The 14,962-nt window shown below is 67.1% G+C and carries 12 protein-coding genes, 1 tRNA gene and 1 rRNA gene; 8 read left to right on the top strand and 6 right to left on the bottom strand.

Annotated elements, in window-relative coordinates; all coding sequences use genetic code 11:
- Positions 1 to 43 precede the first annotated feature (43 nt).
- A complete protein-coding gene (nudC, locus tag LQD00_RS06655; RefSeq protein WP_232716249.1) occupies positions 44 to 964 on the top strand; it encodes an NAD(+) diphosphatase in 921 nt (306 codons plus the stop codon).
- Between the two features lie 72 nt (positions 965 to 1,036).
- Here the strand turns inward: nudC and LQD00_RS06650 are convergent, their stop codons facing one another.
- Positions 1,037 to 1,321, bottom strand: coding sequence for a mycoredoxin (locus LQD00_RS06650; RefSeq protein WP_005197022.1), 285 nt, complete (start codon positions 1,319 to 1,321; stop codon positions 1,037 to 1,039).
- Positions 1,322 to 1,439: 118 nt separating this feature from the next.
- Here LQD00_RS06650 and LQD00_RS06645 point away from each other — a divergent pair, with 118 nt between their 5' ends.
- The 3 genes from LQD00_RS06645 to LQD00_RS06635 all read left to right on the top strand — a co-directional run bounded on the left by LQD00_RS06645 (position 1,440) and on the right by LQD00_RS06635 (position 4,468).
- The gene (locus LQD00_RS06645) at positions 1,440 to 3,572 is read left to right on the top strand and encodes an ATP-dependent DNA helicase UvrD2 (RefSeq protein ID WP_308195937.1); all 2,133 of its coding nucleotides are present in this window, start codon (positions 1,440 to 1,442) and stop codon (positions 3,570 to 3,572) included.
- Positions 3,573 to 3,695: 123 nt separating this feature from the next.
- Positions 3,696 to 4,016 carry a hypothetical protein gene (locus LQD00_RS06640; protein WP_232716247.1) on the top strand — a complete coding sequence of 107 codons (321 nt, stop codon included), beginning with the start codon at positions 3,696 to 3,698 and terminating at the stop codon, positions 4,014 to 4,016.
- 158 nt (positions 4,017 to 4,174) lie between these two features.
- Positions 4,175 to 4,468 (top strand): WhiB family transcriptional regulator, encoded by a 294-nt coding sequence (locus LQD00_RS06635; protein ID WP_232716245.1) that lies wholly within the window; start codon positions 4,175 to 4,177, stop codon positions 4,466 to 4,468.
- Positions 4,469 to 4,535: 67 nt separating this feature from the next.
- Here LQD00_RS06635 and LQD00_RS06630 read toward each other — a convergent pair whose 3' ends face one another.
- The 3 genes from LQD00_RS06630 to LQD00_RS06620 all read right to left on the bottom strand — a co-directional run bounded on the left by LQD00_RS06630 (position 4,536) and on the right by LQD00_RS06620 (position 8,336).
- Positions 4,536 to 5,852, bottom strand: coding sequence for an ABC1 kinase family protein (locus LQD00_RS06630; RefSeq protein ID WP_232716243.1), 1,317 nt, complete (start codon positions 5,850 to 5,852; stop codon positions 4,536 to 4,538).
- 15 nt (positions 5,853 to 5,867) lie between these two features.
- Positions 5,868 to 6,779 carry a hypothetical protein gene (locus LQD00_RS06625; RefSeq protein WP_232716241.1) on the bottom strand — a complete coding sequence of 304 codons (912 nt, stop codon included), beginning with the start codon at positions 6,777 to 6,779 and terminating at the stop codon, positions 5,868 to 5,870.
- An 87-nt stretch (positions 6,780 to 6,866) separates the two neighbouring features.
- On the bottom strand, positions 6,867 to 8,336 hold the full coding sequence (locus LQD00_RS06620) for a zinc-dependent metalloprotease (RefSeq protein WP_232716239.1): 1,470 nt from the start codon (positions 8,334 to 8,336) through the stop codon (positions 6,867 to 6,869).
- A 107-nt stretch (positions 8,337 to 8,443) separates the two neighbouring features.
- Between LQD00_RS06620 and LQD00_RS06615 the strand changes: the two genes are divergently transcribed.
- A complete protein-coding gene (locus LQD00_RS06615; RefSeq protein ID WP_232716237.1) occupies positions 8,444 to 9,508 on the top strand; it encodes a YlbL family protein in 1,065 nt (354 codons plus the stop codon).
- A gap of 25 nt (positions 9,509 to 9,533) precedes the next feature.
- Here LQD00_RS06615 and LQD00_RS06610 read toward each other — a convergent pair whose 3' ends face one another.
- Positions 9,534 to 10,091 carry a PPA1309 family protein gene (locus LQD00_RS06610; protein ID WP_232716235.1) on the bottom strand — a complete coding sequence of 186 codons (558 nt, stop codon included), beginning with the start codon at positions 10,089 to 10,091 and terminating at the stop codon, positions 9,534 to 9,536.
- 209 nt (positions 10,092 to 10,300) lie between these two features.
- On the opposite strand from LQD00_RS06610, the gene LQD00_RS06605 reads away from it, so the two are divergent.
- Positions 10,301 to 13,258, top strand: a complete 2,958-nt coding sequence (locus LQD00_RS06605) for a UPF0182 family protein (protein WP_232716233.1) — start codon at positions 10,301 to 10,303, stop codon at positions 13,256 to 13,258.
- 84 nt (positions 13,259 to 13,342) lie between these two features.
- On the opposite strand, the gene LQD00_RS06600 is transcribed toward LQD00_RS06605, so the two are convergent.
- A complete protein-coding gene (locus tag LQD00_RS06600) occupies positions 13,343 to 13,624 on the bottom strand; it encodes a hypothetical protein (RefSeq protein ID WP_232716231.1) in 282 nt (93 codons plus the stop codon).
- 228 nt (positions 13,625 to 13,852) lie between these two features.
- Here LQD00_RS06600 and LQD00_RS06595 point away from each other — a divergent pair.
- Together LQD00_RS06595 and LQD00_RS06590 are read left to right on the top strand one after the other, a co-directional pair.
- Positions 13,853 to 13,929: transfer RNA gene (locus LQD00_RS06595), tRNA-Met, on the top strand.
- 833 nt (positions 13,930 to 14,762) lie between these two features.
- A 16S ribosomal RNA gene (locus tag LQD00_RS06590) occupies positions 14,763 to 14,962 on the top strand; the annotation flags it as partial.

The raw sequence follows: 14,962 nt of genomic DNA, 5'->3' as shown, positions 1-14,962 counted from the left end.
ACCGGAACACCCCGCACCGACCACTGAAAAGGGACACACCGACGTGCACTTCGAACTGGTCCACCAACCGCTGCTGTCGCGCGCGACCTTCCACCGCGCCGACGAGGTCCGCGACGACGCCGAGCGCATGCTGGCGGGATGGCCACAGGCGAAGGTGCTGCTGATCGACTCCAACGGTCGGTATCCGGTCGGCGACGCCGGTGCGCTGCACTGGGTTCCGGCGACCACCGTCGCCGACGAACCGCCCGCCGACGCGGTGATCCTCGGTGTCGTGGACGGTGTCGACCGGTGGGCGCGCCGCGTCGATCACATCGACGGACCCACCGACGACGCACGGCGTGGCGCCGTGCATCTGACGCCGGACGAGGCGGGACTGCTCGTCACCGCACTGGGAATCCTCAATTGGCATGAGACGGCGAGTCATTCGCCGGTCGACGGATCGGCGACCCGGCCGGCGCGGGGCGGCTGGGTGCGTCGGAGCATCCAGTCGGGCCGGGACGAGTTCCCGCGCACCGATCCCGCGATCATCACCGTGGTCCACGACGGCGCCGACCGGATCCTGTTGGGACGCCAGGCCGTCTGGCCCGACGGCTGGTACTCGACCCTCGCCGGGTTCGTCGAACCGGGGGAGTCGCTCGAACAGTGTGTGTTGCGCGAGGTACACGAAGAGGTCGGCATCGTGGTGCGCGAACCGCGCTATCTGGGCAGCCAGCCGTGGCCGTTCCCGCGGTCGCTGATGCTCGGCTTTTCGGCGATCGGCGATCCCGCCGACGAGCTCGCCTTCCTCGACGGTGAGATCGGCGATGCGCAGTGGTTCCATCGCGACGAGGTGCGTGAGGCGTTGTCGCGGGACGGGTGGACGCGTGCCGATCCCGGACCCGACGGCGGGGCACCCCGTCTGCAGCTGCCCGGATCGATCTCCATCGCACGCACGCTGATCGAGTCCTGGGCCGCAGCCGGGTGACGGCGCAGCAGACCCGGTAGACGAGAAAACCCGGGTCCGGCGAGGGCCGGCCCGGGTGTTCAGGTCACGAGATCAGACGCCGAGTTTCTTCTTGACGTCGGCGATCGAGGGGTTGGTAGCGGTCGTGCCGTCGGCGTAGAGCACGGTCGGGACGACGTGGTTGCCGCCGTTGACACTGCCGACGAATTCGGCGGCATCCGGGTTCAGCTCGATGTCGATCTCCTGCCAGGGGATACCGCTGGCCTTCAGCCCGGTCTTCAGGCGGGCGCAGTAACCACACCACGAGGTGGTGTACATGGTCAGTTCGCCGGTGTCGGAGTTGCGGGCGCCGGCCTCGTCGTCGATCACGTTGCTCATGACTGCCATAACACCACGCATGCGCAGGCTGTTCCCACTGGCGCCGCGATCGCCGACGTGTGGCGCGTCACCCACAGCCCGATCGCCGGTCCGGAGAGCGTCGGTGGGTGGTGACATAGTGGAGTCCGTGCGCCATCCGACCTCCCCCGCGAACCCCGATGCCCGCTTCCGCGATGCCGGCGCGGTCGAGGGACTCGACCCGGAGCAGTCCGCTGCCGTCCTCGCGCCGCGCGGCCCGGTCTGTGTGCTGGCCGGCGCGGGTACGGGCAAGACGCGCACCATCACGCGACGCATCGCCCACCTCGTCGACACCGGTCAGGTGAATCCTGGCCAGGTCCTCGCGGTCACGTTCACCGCTCGCGCGGCCGGCGAGATGCGGACCCGGTTGCGGAGCCTCGGCGTCGGCGGGGCCACCGGCAACGTCGCCGCCCAGACCTTCCACGCCGCGGCGATGCGGCAGCTGCGCTACTTCTGGCCGCGTGCCTTCGGCGATGCCCGGTGGGAGCTGATCGACAACAAGTTCCCGCTCATCTCGCGCGCCGCACGCCGCGCCGGACTCGACACCGCGACCGACACCTTGCGCGACCTGTCGTCGGAGATCGAGTGGGCGAAGGCCACCCTCATCTCGCCGGAGAACTACGTCGAGGCGGTCGGCCGCCTCGGACGCGAGTCGCCCGCACCGCCGCAGAAGGTCGCCGCGGTGTACGGCCACTACGAGGACTCCAAGGTCTCGCCGGACGGCGATCGCCTCCTCGACTTCGACGACATGCTCATCTACATGACGCAGATCCTCACCATCGAACCCGGTGCGGCCGACGAATTCCGTTCGCGCTACCGGTGTTTCGTCGTCGACGAGTACCAGGACGTGACGCCCGTCCAGCAGGGCCTGCTCGACGCCTGGCTCGGCGAGCGCGACGATCTGACGGTCGTCGGTGACGCCAATCAGACGATCTACACGTTCACCGGCGCGTCCCCGAACTACCTGCTCGACTTCAGCCGCCGCTTCCCGGAGGCGACGGTCGTCCGGCTGGAACGCGACTATCGGTCCACACCCGAGGTCGTCGACCTCGCCAACCGCGTGATCGGTGCCGCGCGCGGACGCATCGCCGGGACCCGGCTCCGCCTCATCGGACAGCGGCCATCCGGCCCGCAACCGCAGTTCGCCGAATACGACGACGAGCCGGCTGCCGCCACCTCGATCGCGATCGAGATCAAACACCTCATCAGGTCGGGTGTGGCGCCGTCGGAGATCGCGATCCTCTACCGCGTCAACGCCCAGTCGGAGAACTACGAGCAGGCACTGACCGAGGCCGGCATCCCGTATCAGGTGCGCGGTGGCGAGGCGTTCTTCGCGCGCACCGAGGTACGGCAGGCGATGCGGCAGATCGCCACCGTCGCCAACCGTGAGGTGAAGCCCGGTGTCACGACGATCGAGGTCGTGGGCGCGGTCCTCGCCGAACTCGGACTCACCGACGAGGAACCATCGGGCGCCCAGGCGCGCGCCCGGTGGGAGTCGCTGAAGGCGCTGGTCCAGCTGACCGAGGACATGGTCGCCGAGAACCCCGACCTCACGCTGCCGCAACTGTCCGCCGAACTCACGACCCGATCCGAGGCACGCCACCCGCCGACGGTCCAGGGCGTCACCCTGTCGTCGCTGCATGCGGCCAAGGGACTCGAGTGGGATGCGGTCTTCCTGGTGGGGCTGACCGACGGATCACTGCCGATCAGCCAGGCCATCAAGGGGTCCTGGGAGGACGTAGAAGAGGAGCGCCGACTGTTCTACGTGGGCGTGACGCGTGCCCGCGAGCACCTGCATCTGTCGTGGGCCCTCGCGCGCAACGAAGGCGGCCGAGCCCGTCGTCGCTCCCGATTCCTGACCGATCTCGTCCCCGACGACTCGCCGGCGTCGAAGATCGCCAAGGAACGCACGCCCCGCAAGGGACCCACCTGCCGCGTCTGTGGCTCGCGGCTGATGGATTCGACCGCAACTCTGCTCGGTCGGTGCGCAGGATGCCCGTCCGACCTCGACGAGGACCTCCTGGTCGCGCTCAAGGAATGGCGCCGGTCGCGCGCCCAGGCGAAGAAGGTCCCGCCCTTCGTCGTCTTCTCCGACAAGACGCTGACCGCGATCGCCGAACAGCGCCCCACGGATACCGCTGCGCTGGTGTCGATCTCGGGGATCGGCGCGCAGAAACTCGACGAGTACGGCGAGGATCTCCTCGAACTCGTCAAAACCGCAGGTCAAAAATAGGTTGTGCGCTTTCTGGCGCACCGTTTAGGCTGATCTCCGTCAGCACACGGGTGGGAACATTCATGTGCCCACCAGGAACCCCATCGCATGTGGGAGCGATCGAGACGAGGAAGGAGCGGATCAGTGAACGGAAGCACCGTGAACCAGGCCGGCATCGCCGTGTCTGCGGCCAAGCCGAACCAGGCACACGCCGTCGTTCTGCGCGCCCGTCGCACCCGCTCCTGGCTGCCTGCCGTCTGCGCACGCCCGGTCGCCGCTCGAGCGACGATCCCGGCAATGCCGGCCGTAGCAGCGGCACTCCCGGCGATCGCACCGCCGACCGCGGCAGCGCATCCCGCAGTGGCAGTGCATCCGGCAGCAGCGCACGTAGCGCCGGCAGCAGCCGCAGCAGCAGCCCCCGCGCCGCATGGGTTCCCCGTACCGACACCGATTCTCCGGAGTTAGACCTCCGAGAACTTCGGGCCACGGGCGAATCGCAGAGGCGAAACCCGTGGCCCTCTTTTTTGTCACCCGATCATCAGCCCTCTTCGGGGCTCTCGGACCGGCAACCACATCGAGGACATGGGTCACCAATCCCAAACGAGCAGATGTGGAGAAACCCAATGACCGTCGATTGCGTACTCGAGTCCTGTATCTCGGCGGACCGCGCAGCGACCGCCCGGCTCGACCTGCCCTGCCAGGTGGCCGACGCCGACCTGTGGTTCGCCGACAACCCGCGTGACCTCGAGCGTGCCAAGGCGATGTGCGCCGAGTGCCCGCTCCGGACCCAGTGCCTGCAGGCGGCCCTGGATCGCGCCGAGCCCTGGGGCGTGTGGGGCGGCGAGATCTTCGAACGCGGCACCGTGATCGCACGCAAGCGGCCCCGTGGCCGGCCGCGCAAGAACTCCGCGGCCTGAGAAACACAGACAGCGACGCCGCGAGCAGGTGCTCGCGGCGTCGCTGTTCGCTGTTCGTCCTCGGGGATCAGTCGCCCAGACCGGGCACCCATTCCTCCATGATGGCGCGGTACGGCGCGTGCGCCTCGAGTTGCGAGGCGATGCCGACACAACCGCCGAGCACACGGAACACCATCACGAACCGCTTCGGAACGTTGAGGTTCCGCGACGTCTTGTAGACCTCGCCGCGCACGTCGGTGGCCTTGCCCGCGGCACGCTGCATCCATTTGCGTGTGAAGTGGAACGACTCGGAGTAGAGCGGATCGACGTACGGCCGCAGGTATGCCTCGAGGTCGGCGCTGGTGACCTTCGACGCGTGCGACGGGCGGATGAACTCTGCCTCGACCATCAGCTCCTTGAGCTCGTCGTACTTCTGGTCGCGGGCGAGCCGCAGGATCGGCCCGGTCTCCGGGGGCAGTCCGCCGGGGTAGTGGCCGACCGCGCCGAAGTCGAGGACCCCGAAACGGCCGTCGTCGGCGATGAAGAAGTTTCCCGGATGCGGGTCGCCGTGGAGCAGGCCGACCCGGTACGGCGAGCTCACCTCGAACTCGGCCATCTTCGCGGCCGCGTTGTCGCGGGTCTCCTGGTCGCCGGTCGTGATGATCTTCGACAGCGCGACACCGTCGACCCACTCCGAGACCACGACCTTGGGTGCGCTCGCGACCACCTTGGGGATCAGGAAGTTCGGATGCCCGTCGTACGCCTTGGCGAAAGCGCGCTGGTTCTCGGCCTCGCCGAGGTAGTCGAGTTCGGCCTCGGTGCGGTCGATGAGTTCGTCCATCATCGCCTTGACGTCGGTGCCCGGCGACAACCGCTGCAGCAGTCCCGACATGCGCGACAGCGTCTTCAGGTCGGCCTTGAGTGCGTGGTCGGCGCCCGGGTACTGGACCTTGACTGCGACCTCACGCCCGTCGGACCACACACCCTTGTGTACCTGGCCGATCGATGCCGACGCCGCCGGCTCGTCGGAGAACTCCTTGAAGCGCTCACGCCAGCGGGTGCCGAGCTGCTGGTCGAGGACCTTGTGGACCTTGTCGGCCGACATCGGCGGTGCCTCGGCCTGGAGCTTGGTGAGTGCCTCACGGAACGGTTCGCCGAATTCGTCGGGGATCGCGGCCTCCATGATCGACAGCGCCTGACCCACCTTCATGGCGCCGCCCTTGAGCTCACCGAGGACCGCGAACAGCTGTTCCGCGGACTTCTCGAGGAGTTCCTGGTTGACCTCGTCCTTGTCTCTGCCGACCATGCGCTTGCCGAGCCCCGCCGCCGCACGTCCGGCCATACCGATGGGGAGAGAAGCCAACTTCGCGTTGCGACGACCCTGCCCCCGAGTGATGTCGGTCATAGCATCCTTTCCGCGTCACACAATAGACGACTTGAGCTGTTCGTCTCGCACCAGACGACAATCGCAGCTCGGGTGGGGTGACCATTCTCGGCGGTCCACTCGCACAGGATCATCGCGGAACTCCAACACCTGATTCAACAACTGAGGCGCGGCCCGTGGTGCGGCGGGGGAGGGCCCACGCAGCGCGGTCACGAGACGCTCGATCTGCCCGTGCGCGATCGCGGCGGTCGGCCGCACGATCGCGGGATCGGGGTCGCCGGGCGCGCGGATGAGCTGCACCGCCATCGTCGGCCACTCCGGATCGGCGTCGGAGCGATGGTGGTCGGCGCACATCAGACAACTCGAGAGTCCCGGCAGGACGAGCGGGCCGACGATCCCGACGCCGTCGCGGACCCGCACCAGTAGGTGCGGAATCCTTGCCCTCGTCAGGGCGAAGACGACCCGTGGGTCGTGGACGAGGAAGTCGCTCAGGATCACGAGTCTGGTGTCGACGGTGTCGAGAGAGCCGTCGGGGCGCCGGCGCATCGTCCGATGGACCTGCAGGCCCTGCGCTCGCAAGGAGGCGACCAACAGGTCCGACATCGGCCCCTGACCGTGGATCTGTATGCGGAAGTCGGCGAGATCCGAACTCGCCGAGAAGGTTTCGGGTTCGACACTCGGGACCGTCCGCCCGGCCGCGGCCAGACCGTCGAGGAGCGTCCGGATCTCGTCGTCGGCGAGCCCGGTGGCCGACGCCCGACGGATGAGCAGTTCCGGGGTGCACGGGTGTTCCAGCGAGCGCAGCATCGTGGCGACCGAATGCGCCGAGATCGCGTCGTCGAGCTCGATGATCACGCTGCCGGCCGGATCGATCCCCACGTGCACCCGGTTGCCCGGTCGGACCAGGATCGGTGTTCCCGGCCGGATGCGCGGGACCGTGATGGACATGGCGCAACTCTGCCAGCGAAAACATCTCGCCGGAGGCGGGCGGGCCGGTTATCCACAACATGGGCGCGTGCAGCGTCGACTGTGGAGTTACGAGCCGGCCTGCCCGCTCTGTCCGTTCGGCCCGTCGTCTCCGGACTCGGTGTCGTCCTGTTCGGCGAGCGACTTCTCGAGCTGCGCGATGGCGTCGTCGAGATCGGTGTCCTTGTGCAGGAGTCGGTCGATGAACGCCGCCGGGTTGTCCAGGTCGTCGGAGTCGGGCAGCAGGTCGGGGTGTGCCCAGACGCCGTCGCGGGTCGACAGGTCGGTGGCCTCGAAGACCCGACGCCACAGTTCCGACGCCTCGCGCACCTTGCGCGGGCGCAGTTCGAGTCCGACGAGGGTCGCGAAGGTCTGCTCGGCGGGGCCGCCCGAGGCGCGGCGCCGGCGGATGGTCTCGGTCAGTGCCCCGGTGCTCGGGATGCGGTCGCCGAGCGCCCGGGTCACGACCTGCTCGACCCAGCCCTCGATGAGGGCCAGCAGCGTCTCGAGACGGCTGAGCGCCGCCTTCTGCTCGGGCGTGGTGGTCGGTTCGAACGACGTCGACGAGCTGATGAGTTCTTCGAGCTTCGACGGATCCGACAACAGTTCGGTGGGATCGATGTTCGACGTGGCGTCGGTGATCCCGCTGAAGTCGATGCTGATCCCGCGCGCGTACTCCTCGACCGTCGACAGCAGACGCTGACGTAGCCAGCCGACGTGCGTGAAGAGCCTCACGTGCGCGGCCTCGCGGGCGGCGAGGAAGACGATGATCTCCTGCGCGGGCTGCTCGAGACCCTCGGCGAACTTCGCGATCGCCTCGGGGAGCAGTACCGCGATGCCCTCGGGCGCCAACGGCAGACCGATGTCGGTGGAGGTGAGCACCTCCTTGGCGAGCTGGCCGAGCCCTTGCCCGAGCTGGGTGCCGAAGGCCATCCCGCTCATCTGGGTCAGCATGCCCAGCATCGGCCCGGCGAACTGCGCGGCCTCGGCGGGGAGGTTGTCCTGCCAGGTGCGCGCGAGCTGTTCGGCGACCGGGTTGCACAGGCCCTTCCAGGTGTCCATCGACTCCTCGAGCCACTGGACCGGGGTCCACGCGACGGTCTGGGTGACGCCGCTGGGGAAGGTCGTCGCGTCGTCGAGCCAGACGTCGGCCAGTCGCACGGCATCGGCCGACGCCGAGATCTCCTTCTCCAGGATCGGTGTGAACGAACCGATCTGCTGGCGGGCGAGATTCGTGGCGACCTCATAGTTCACCGGACCGCCGCCGCCACCGGCCATCCCGGCGCCCATACCGCTGAACATGTTGCCGAGTTGGGAGAACATCTGGCCGAGCATGTTGGGGTCGAAGTTCGACGGGTCGAAGTCGCCGAAGCCCTGTCCGCCGCCGGAACCCGGTCCGCCCATTGCGAATCCGAACGGGTTGGCACCACCGAAGGGGTTGCCGGGGTTGTCGCCCGGCTTGTCCTTGTCGCCGCTGTTCTTGTCGCGGTCGTCGTCGCCGTTGCCGGACGCCGAGAAGCCGAAGGGCAGATCACTCATACGTCCACCGTACCGCCCGGACAGGCGCGTTCACGGCGTCGGATGTTCGCCGTGCGCGTAGCGACGCCGGGACCGTCCCCGGAGGTCGGGGCACTATCGTGTGCGGAATGAGTTCGAGCCCCCGCTTCCGCCGGATCGCCACCGCCGCGGTCAGTGCCCTGGTGTTGCTGGCGTTGCTCGTCGTCGGCACACAGGTGCAGGTTCCCTATGCCGCGCTCGGTCCCGGTCCGACGCTGAACACGTTGGGCACGGCGAAGGTCGAGCAGGACGGCAAGGTCGTCGAACGCAAGGTCGTGCAGATCGACGGTGCGCCCCTCGACAAGACCACCGGCAACCTCAACCTGACCACGGTGTCGGTCAGCGACGGGCTCACCCTCTTCGACGCACTGGGCATGTGGCTGTCCGGGAAGTACGCGCTCACCCCGCGCGATGAGGTGTATCCGCCGAACCGGACCACCGAGCAGGTTCAGCAGGAGAACGCCCAGCAGATGACCGGTTCGGAAGAGAACGCCACCGTCGCTGCGCTGCGTTTCCTCGACCGTCCCACGGTCCTGCGGATCGCCGGCGTCGGCGCCGAGGGCCCGTCGGCCGGTGTCCTGCAGGCCGGTGACGAGGTCACCAGGGTCGGGGGCGTCGAGGTCGAGACGAGCAAACAACTCCGCGACGTCGTGTCGAAGAACCCGCCGGGCACGGTGCTACCGCTGGAGATCGTGCGCCAGGGCACCCCGCAGACGGTGACCGTCACGCTCACGGAGCATCCCGACGACGCGAAGGCCGGCTTCCTCGGGGTCGCGGCGGAGGTCGCCAACGCCGACCCGTCGCTGAAGGTCACCTACACCGTCGGCGACATCGGCGGACCGTCGGCGGGCATGATGCTGGCGCTGTCGGTCATCGACCAGCTCAGCCCGGGCGAGCTCACCCACGGCAAGTTCATCGCGGGAACCGGCACGATCACCGTCGACGGGGACGTCGGGCCGATCGGCGGCATCACCCACAAGACCCGAGCGGCGCACGACGCCGGGGCCACGGTGTTCCTGGTCCCCGCCCGCAACTGTGCGGAGGCCGTCTCCGACCGTCCCGACGGCCTCGAACTGGTGAAGGTCGAGACGCTCGACAGCGCGGTCGACGCACTGGATGCCATCGGCGAAGGGCGCCCGGCCCCGACCTGTTGAACCGGTCGAAACCCGGTCCGGCGGTTCAGGCCCCGGGTTCGTCGGGTGTGAAGGTGCCGGCGAGCGCCGCGCGCAGTTCGGTCCCGAGCTGCGGATGCGTGAGGGTCTCGATCTCCTCGCCCGCCTGACGACGTAACCGCAGGAGCGCGAGGTCCTTGCCGGAGCGCAGCACGCCCACCACCAGACGCGCCTGCTCCGATGCGTCGTCCGGATCGCCTGCGGCCGAGCTGCTCTCGCTCGCGACATAACGCGGCGTGCCGTCGTCGCCGGGAGCCGGGGGAGCCACCACGATCTCGGTGGCCACCGCGGCGCCGACGACGGCGTCGGGCCAGATCGCCGATGCCAGGAAGGCGTCGAGGTCGGGGCACTCCTGCTCGATCGGGGTGAGGGGCGAGTCCGCGTCGTCGCCGAGGACGTCCGGTGCCTGCTCCGCGAGGACCGCGGTGGGGACGAGGGCGAACACCGACGGCGCCTGGCCCCAGTCTGCGGCGTCGACGTGGTCGAGGATCTCGCTCAGTGCGCTTCCGAGGTCGTCGGTGGAGAAACCGCGGGGCGTCGTCGGGGGTGTCTTGGGGTCGGGCACCCGCCCATCTTGCCCCGACGAGGCCGTCGTCCACGACCCCGGGGAACCCGGATCGACCCCGGATCGTTGTCCCGGCGCCCGAGTGTGATCAGCACCCGGGTGGTGCCAGTACAGTGGGCACCACGCCCAGGCTTGCTCGTCACGCAGGGCGTTGTCCGGATTGAGAGCTTTGGAGAGTGGGTCTGGTGGGCGTCCGAGGGCCGGCAGGAATGCCGACACTGTCACGCAGGAGCAAGATCGTCATCGGACTCGGCGTCGCCGTGCTGGTCCTCTTGCTCATCGGACCACGACTGATCGGTCTCGCGACCGACTGGCTGTGGTTCGGCGACGTCGGGTACTCGAGCGTGTTCAGCACGGTCGTCTGGACCCGCGTCATCCTCTTCCTGATCACGACGCTGGTGGTCGGCCTGATCGTCTTCGGCGCGGTCGCCCTCGCGTACCGGTCCCGGCCGGTCTTCGTGCCGACCGCGGGGCCCAACGACCCGCTCGCGCGCTACCGGACCGCCATCATGACCAAGGTCCGCTGGTTCGCGGTGCTGCCGGCACTGATCATCGGCGCACTCGCCGGTCTCGTCGCGCAGGGTTCCTGGGCCACGGTCCAGATGTTCCTGCACGGCACCTCGTTCGGTCAGAAGGACCCGCAGTTCAACCTCGACATCGGCTTCTACGCCTTCGACCTGCCGTTCTACCGGTTCGTGCTGAACCTGCTGTTCGTCGTGGTCGTCGTGGCGTTCCTGGCCAACCTGGTCACCCACTACATCTTCGGCGGCATCCGACTCGGGCAGGGCGGGGGATCGGTCACGATGGCCGCCCGCATCCAGCTCGCGGTCCTCGCCGGAACCTTCCTGCTGCTCAAGGCTGCGGCCTACTGGCTCGACCGGTACAACCTGCTGTCGAGTTCGCGGAAGTCCGAGATCTTCCCCGGTGCCAGTTACACCGACATCAATGCGGTCCTGCCGTCCAAACTCATCCTGATGGCGATCGCGATCATCTGTGCCGTCGCCTTCTTCGCCGCGGTCGTGCTGCGCGACCTGCGGATCCCCGCCCTGGCAACCGTGCTGATGCTGTTCTCGGCACTGCTGATCGGCGTGGGCTGGCCCCTCACCATGGAGCAGTTCTCGGTGAAGCCGAACGCCGCCCAGAAGGAGGCCGAGTACATCCAGCGGGCCATCAACTCCACGCGGGAGGCCTACGGCATCGGGCCGGACAAGGTCATCACGCAGAAGGACTGGACGGCCCAGCCGGCGAACCCCGCACTCGTCAACAGCGACATCCCGACGCTGTCGAACGTGCGCATCCTCGACCCGAACGTGGTCTCGCCGACGTTCATCCAGCAGCAGCAGCGCCAGAACTTCTACGGCTTCCCGACCCAGCTCGCGGTGGACCGCTACAAGATCGACGGCGAACTGCGCGACTTCGTGGTCGCGGTTCGCGAGCTCGATCCGAGTCGCTACCTCGAGAACCAGCAGAACTGGCTGAACAAGCATCTCGTCTACACGCACGGCAACGGCTTCGTCGCCGCGCCGGCGAACCGGGTCAACGAGTCGGCCGACGAGAACGACATCGACGGTGGCGGCGACCCGTTCTACTACGTCAGCGACACCACGAACTACCAGACCGAGGCGTACAAGCGCGACGCCCCGATCAAGGTGACCCAGCCGCGCATCTACTTCGGTGAGCTGCTCGCGAAGATCGATCCCGATTACGCGATCGTCGGTTCCGAGGGCGGCGAGCCCCGCGAGCACGACATGGGCGATGCCAAATACACCTACCAGGGGCCGGCCGGCGTCCCGCTGAGCAACTGGTTCAGCCGCCTGCTCTATGCGGGCAAGTACGCGGAACGCAACTTCCTGCTGTCGGGCGAGATCACCTCGGCGTCGAAGATCATCTACAACCGCGACCTCCGAGACCGCGTCAAGCAGGTTGCGCCGTGGCTGACCGTCGACTCCAAGACCTATCCCGCGGTGATGGATGACGGCTCGATCAAGTGGGTCGTCGACGGGTACACCACCCTCGACAACTTCCCGTACTCGCAGCCGATGTCGCTGCAGAGCGCGACCGCCGACGCCCAGGACCTCAATCCCGGGCAGACCGGTCGCACGCAGGTCAACAAGACCGTGTCGTACGTGCGCAACTCGGTGAAGGCCACCGTCGACGCCTACACGGGCGAGGTGCAACTGTACGAGGTCGACACCGAGGACCCGGTTCTCAAGACCTGGATGAAGGTCTTCCCGGATTCGGTTGCCCCGCGTGCCGAGTTCGACAAGCAGACCTCCCTGCGGGAGCACGTCCGGTACCCGGAGGATCTGTTCAAGATCCAGCGGGCGCTCCTGACGCGCTACCACGTCGACACCCCGGGAACGTTCTTCCAGGCGAACGACTTCTGGTCGGTACCCTCCGATCCGACGAGCCCCGACGCCGAACAGCGCGGACTCGATCAGCCGCCGTACTACTTCGTGGCCTCGGACCCGGAGAGCAAAAAGGCATCGTTCCAGATCACCTCGGTGCTCACCCGCCTCAACCGGCCGATCCTCGGTGCCTACATCACCGTCTCGTCGGACCCGTCGAACTACGGGCAGATCACCGTCAAGGAGCTGCCGGGCAACAACCAGCGGTCGGGACCCAAGCAGGCCTTCAACCCGATGAAGACCGATGGTCGGGTCGCGGAATCGTTGAAGGCACTCGAGAACACGGCGAAGGTGACGTTCGGCAACCTGCTGACGCTGCCGGTCGGCGACAACGGAATCCTGTACGTGGTCCCGATGTACGCACAGGCCCAGGGCGAAGAAGCCTTCCCGCGGCTCTTCCGGGTGATCACCCGATACGAGCCGAAGGAGCGCGAGGCCCGGATCGGTTACGCCCCGACGACGGCCGAGGCGTTGCGCCAGGTCGGGATCACGCCGGCCGCCGGTGTGGTGCCCGGTGAGCAGCAGTCCGAGGACACGGCGGACCAGTCCGAGCAGCAGGGTGGGACGACCAACCCGCAGCAGCCCGCGCCTCCGCAGGGTGGATCGCCCGAACGTGACGCCGCGGTGAAGGCGATCGGGGATGCGCTCGGCGCGCTGCGAGATGCGCAGACCAAGGGCGACTTCGCCGGCTACGGCCAGGCCCTCGATCGGCTGAACAAGGCTGTCGCACAGTACGAATCACTGCCCGAGCAGAACTAGCCGGACAGAACCCGATCGATGCGCCCGATGAGGGGCGCATCGATCGGGGAGAAGGAATCCGAGCGCTACGTGCGTCGGGTACCGCTAGCCGCGGTACTTACGCACGTAGCGCTCTTTCTCGTCCGGGGTGTTGTCCGGCAGAACCGGGCTGTGGTGATACCGGTGGCCGATCGTGAAGAAGATCGAGACGGCCACGCCGAACGCCGCGACCATGAGCACCGCGGACACGATCGCGTGCCCCGTGTTGCCGGAAGCCATGTGGACCAGCCACAGTGCCGCGGCCACGAAGCCGCCGAGTGCGAGTACGAATCCGATGAAACTCATCGGGTGGTTGCCATGGCTCTCATGGTGGAGATGGGCGGACATGGTTCCCTCCTCGGTAGTGGGTCAGCCCGGATCGGGTAGCGCCGAGTCTACGCCCGACAGTGATCCAGCTCACAACAGTCGGACGCCCTTGGGGTGGGATGATGCATCGTCGTGACCACGCCTTCATCGCCACGGTGACCGCAATCGCGAGCATCGGTCCTGGTCAGAGGTGGTTGCGGCACCGATTTGCGTCGCTGACGAACGCGTGTGTAACGTTGTGTTCACCAACGCGGGGTGGAGCAGCTCGGTAGCTCGCTGGGCTCATAACCCAGAGGTCGCAGGTTCAAATCCTGTCCCCGCTACCAACACGAGAACCCCCGCCCGGAAAACCGGGCGGGGGTTCTTGCATTTGGTAGTGAAGGTTCATGCTCGCCGGCCAGGGTGTCGGCTCGAGCTCCCCGGGTTGTGTTCTGAGAACCGTCGCCGAGAACCGCCCCTGAAATCCGCCCCCCTCAGAACTATCGGCGACGTGGTGTCTTCGGCCGGCCCGTGGAGGGCGGATACAGGGGGCGGTTTCCAGTGGGAGTGGTCCGGAGGACGGGTCGGTTTCCGCTCGGTGTGCACGCCTACGTCGGGTTTGGTCTCAAGACGTAGCCTCTGACCAGGCGATTTGACGCTGGGGGGCCACGTGCGTAACTTATGTCGAGTCAGCGCGCCACGGCGCCGCCCCGGCCGGCCTGAGAGGGTCTGGATGGGGAGTGGAGATCGGGCTTGCAGCTGACCGCCCCTGAACTTCTGGTTCGAGTCCTTGTGTCTCGGATGAGGGATTCAGGGTTGCCAGGTCCCTTGTGAGTCGCGAACTTCGGGTTTGCGGGTCGCGGTGAGGGTCTGGTAGGCTGGAAGAGTTGCCCCGGAGACGGGGTTAGCGTGGAAAGTCAGAACAAGTCTGCTGGTGACGGCCCTTGTGGGGTTGGTAGCTGGTGGGTGTGTGTTCTTTGAGAACTCGATAGTGTGATGATGAATTGTCTGATGCCATTTTGTGGCATCGAGCATTCTTTATGGATGTAGATGTTTATTTTTTGTGTGGCGCTCGGCCCCGTCTGGGTGTCACATTAAGCTAGTTTTGGATTGGTCAGGTTTGCTTTCCTGATTGTGTTGAAATAGCCGGCCTTTCGGGGTTGGTGGTTTTCACTATTTTTTCATGGAGAGTTTGATCCTGGCTCAGGACGAACGCTGGCGGCGTGCTTAACACATGCAAGTCGAACGGAAAGGCCCAGCTTGCTGGGTACTCGAGTGGCGAACGGGTGAGTAACACGTGGGTGATCTGCCCTGGACTCTGGGATAAGCCTGGGAAACTGGGTCTAATACCGGATATGACCTTACGTTGCATGACGTTTG

Origin of the sequence: Gordonia metallireducens (assembly GCF_021245825.1) — a bacterium.
Taxonomy (GTDB): Bacteria; Actinomycetota; Actinomycetes; order Mycobacteriales; family Mycobacteriaceae; genus Gordonia; species Gordonia namibiensis.
Note: the sequence above shows the minus strand (reverse complement) of the source record. Positions and strands in the feature narration are given on the sequence as shown.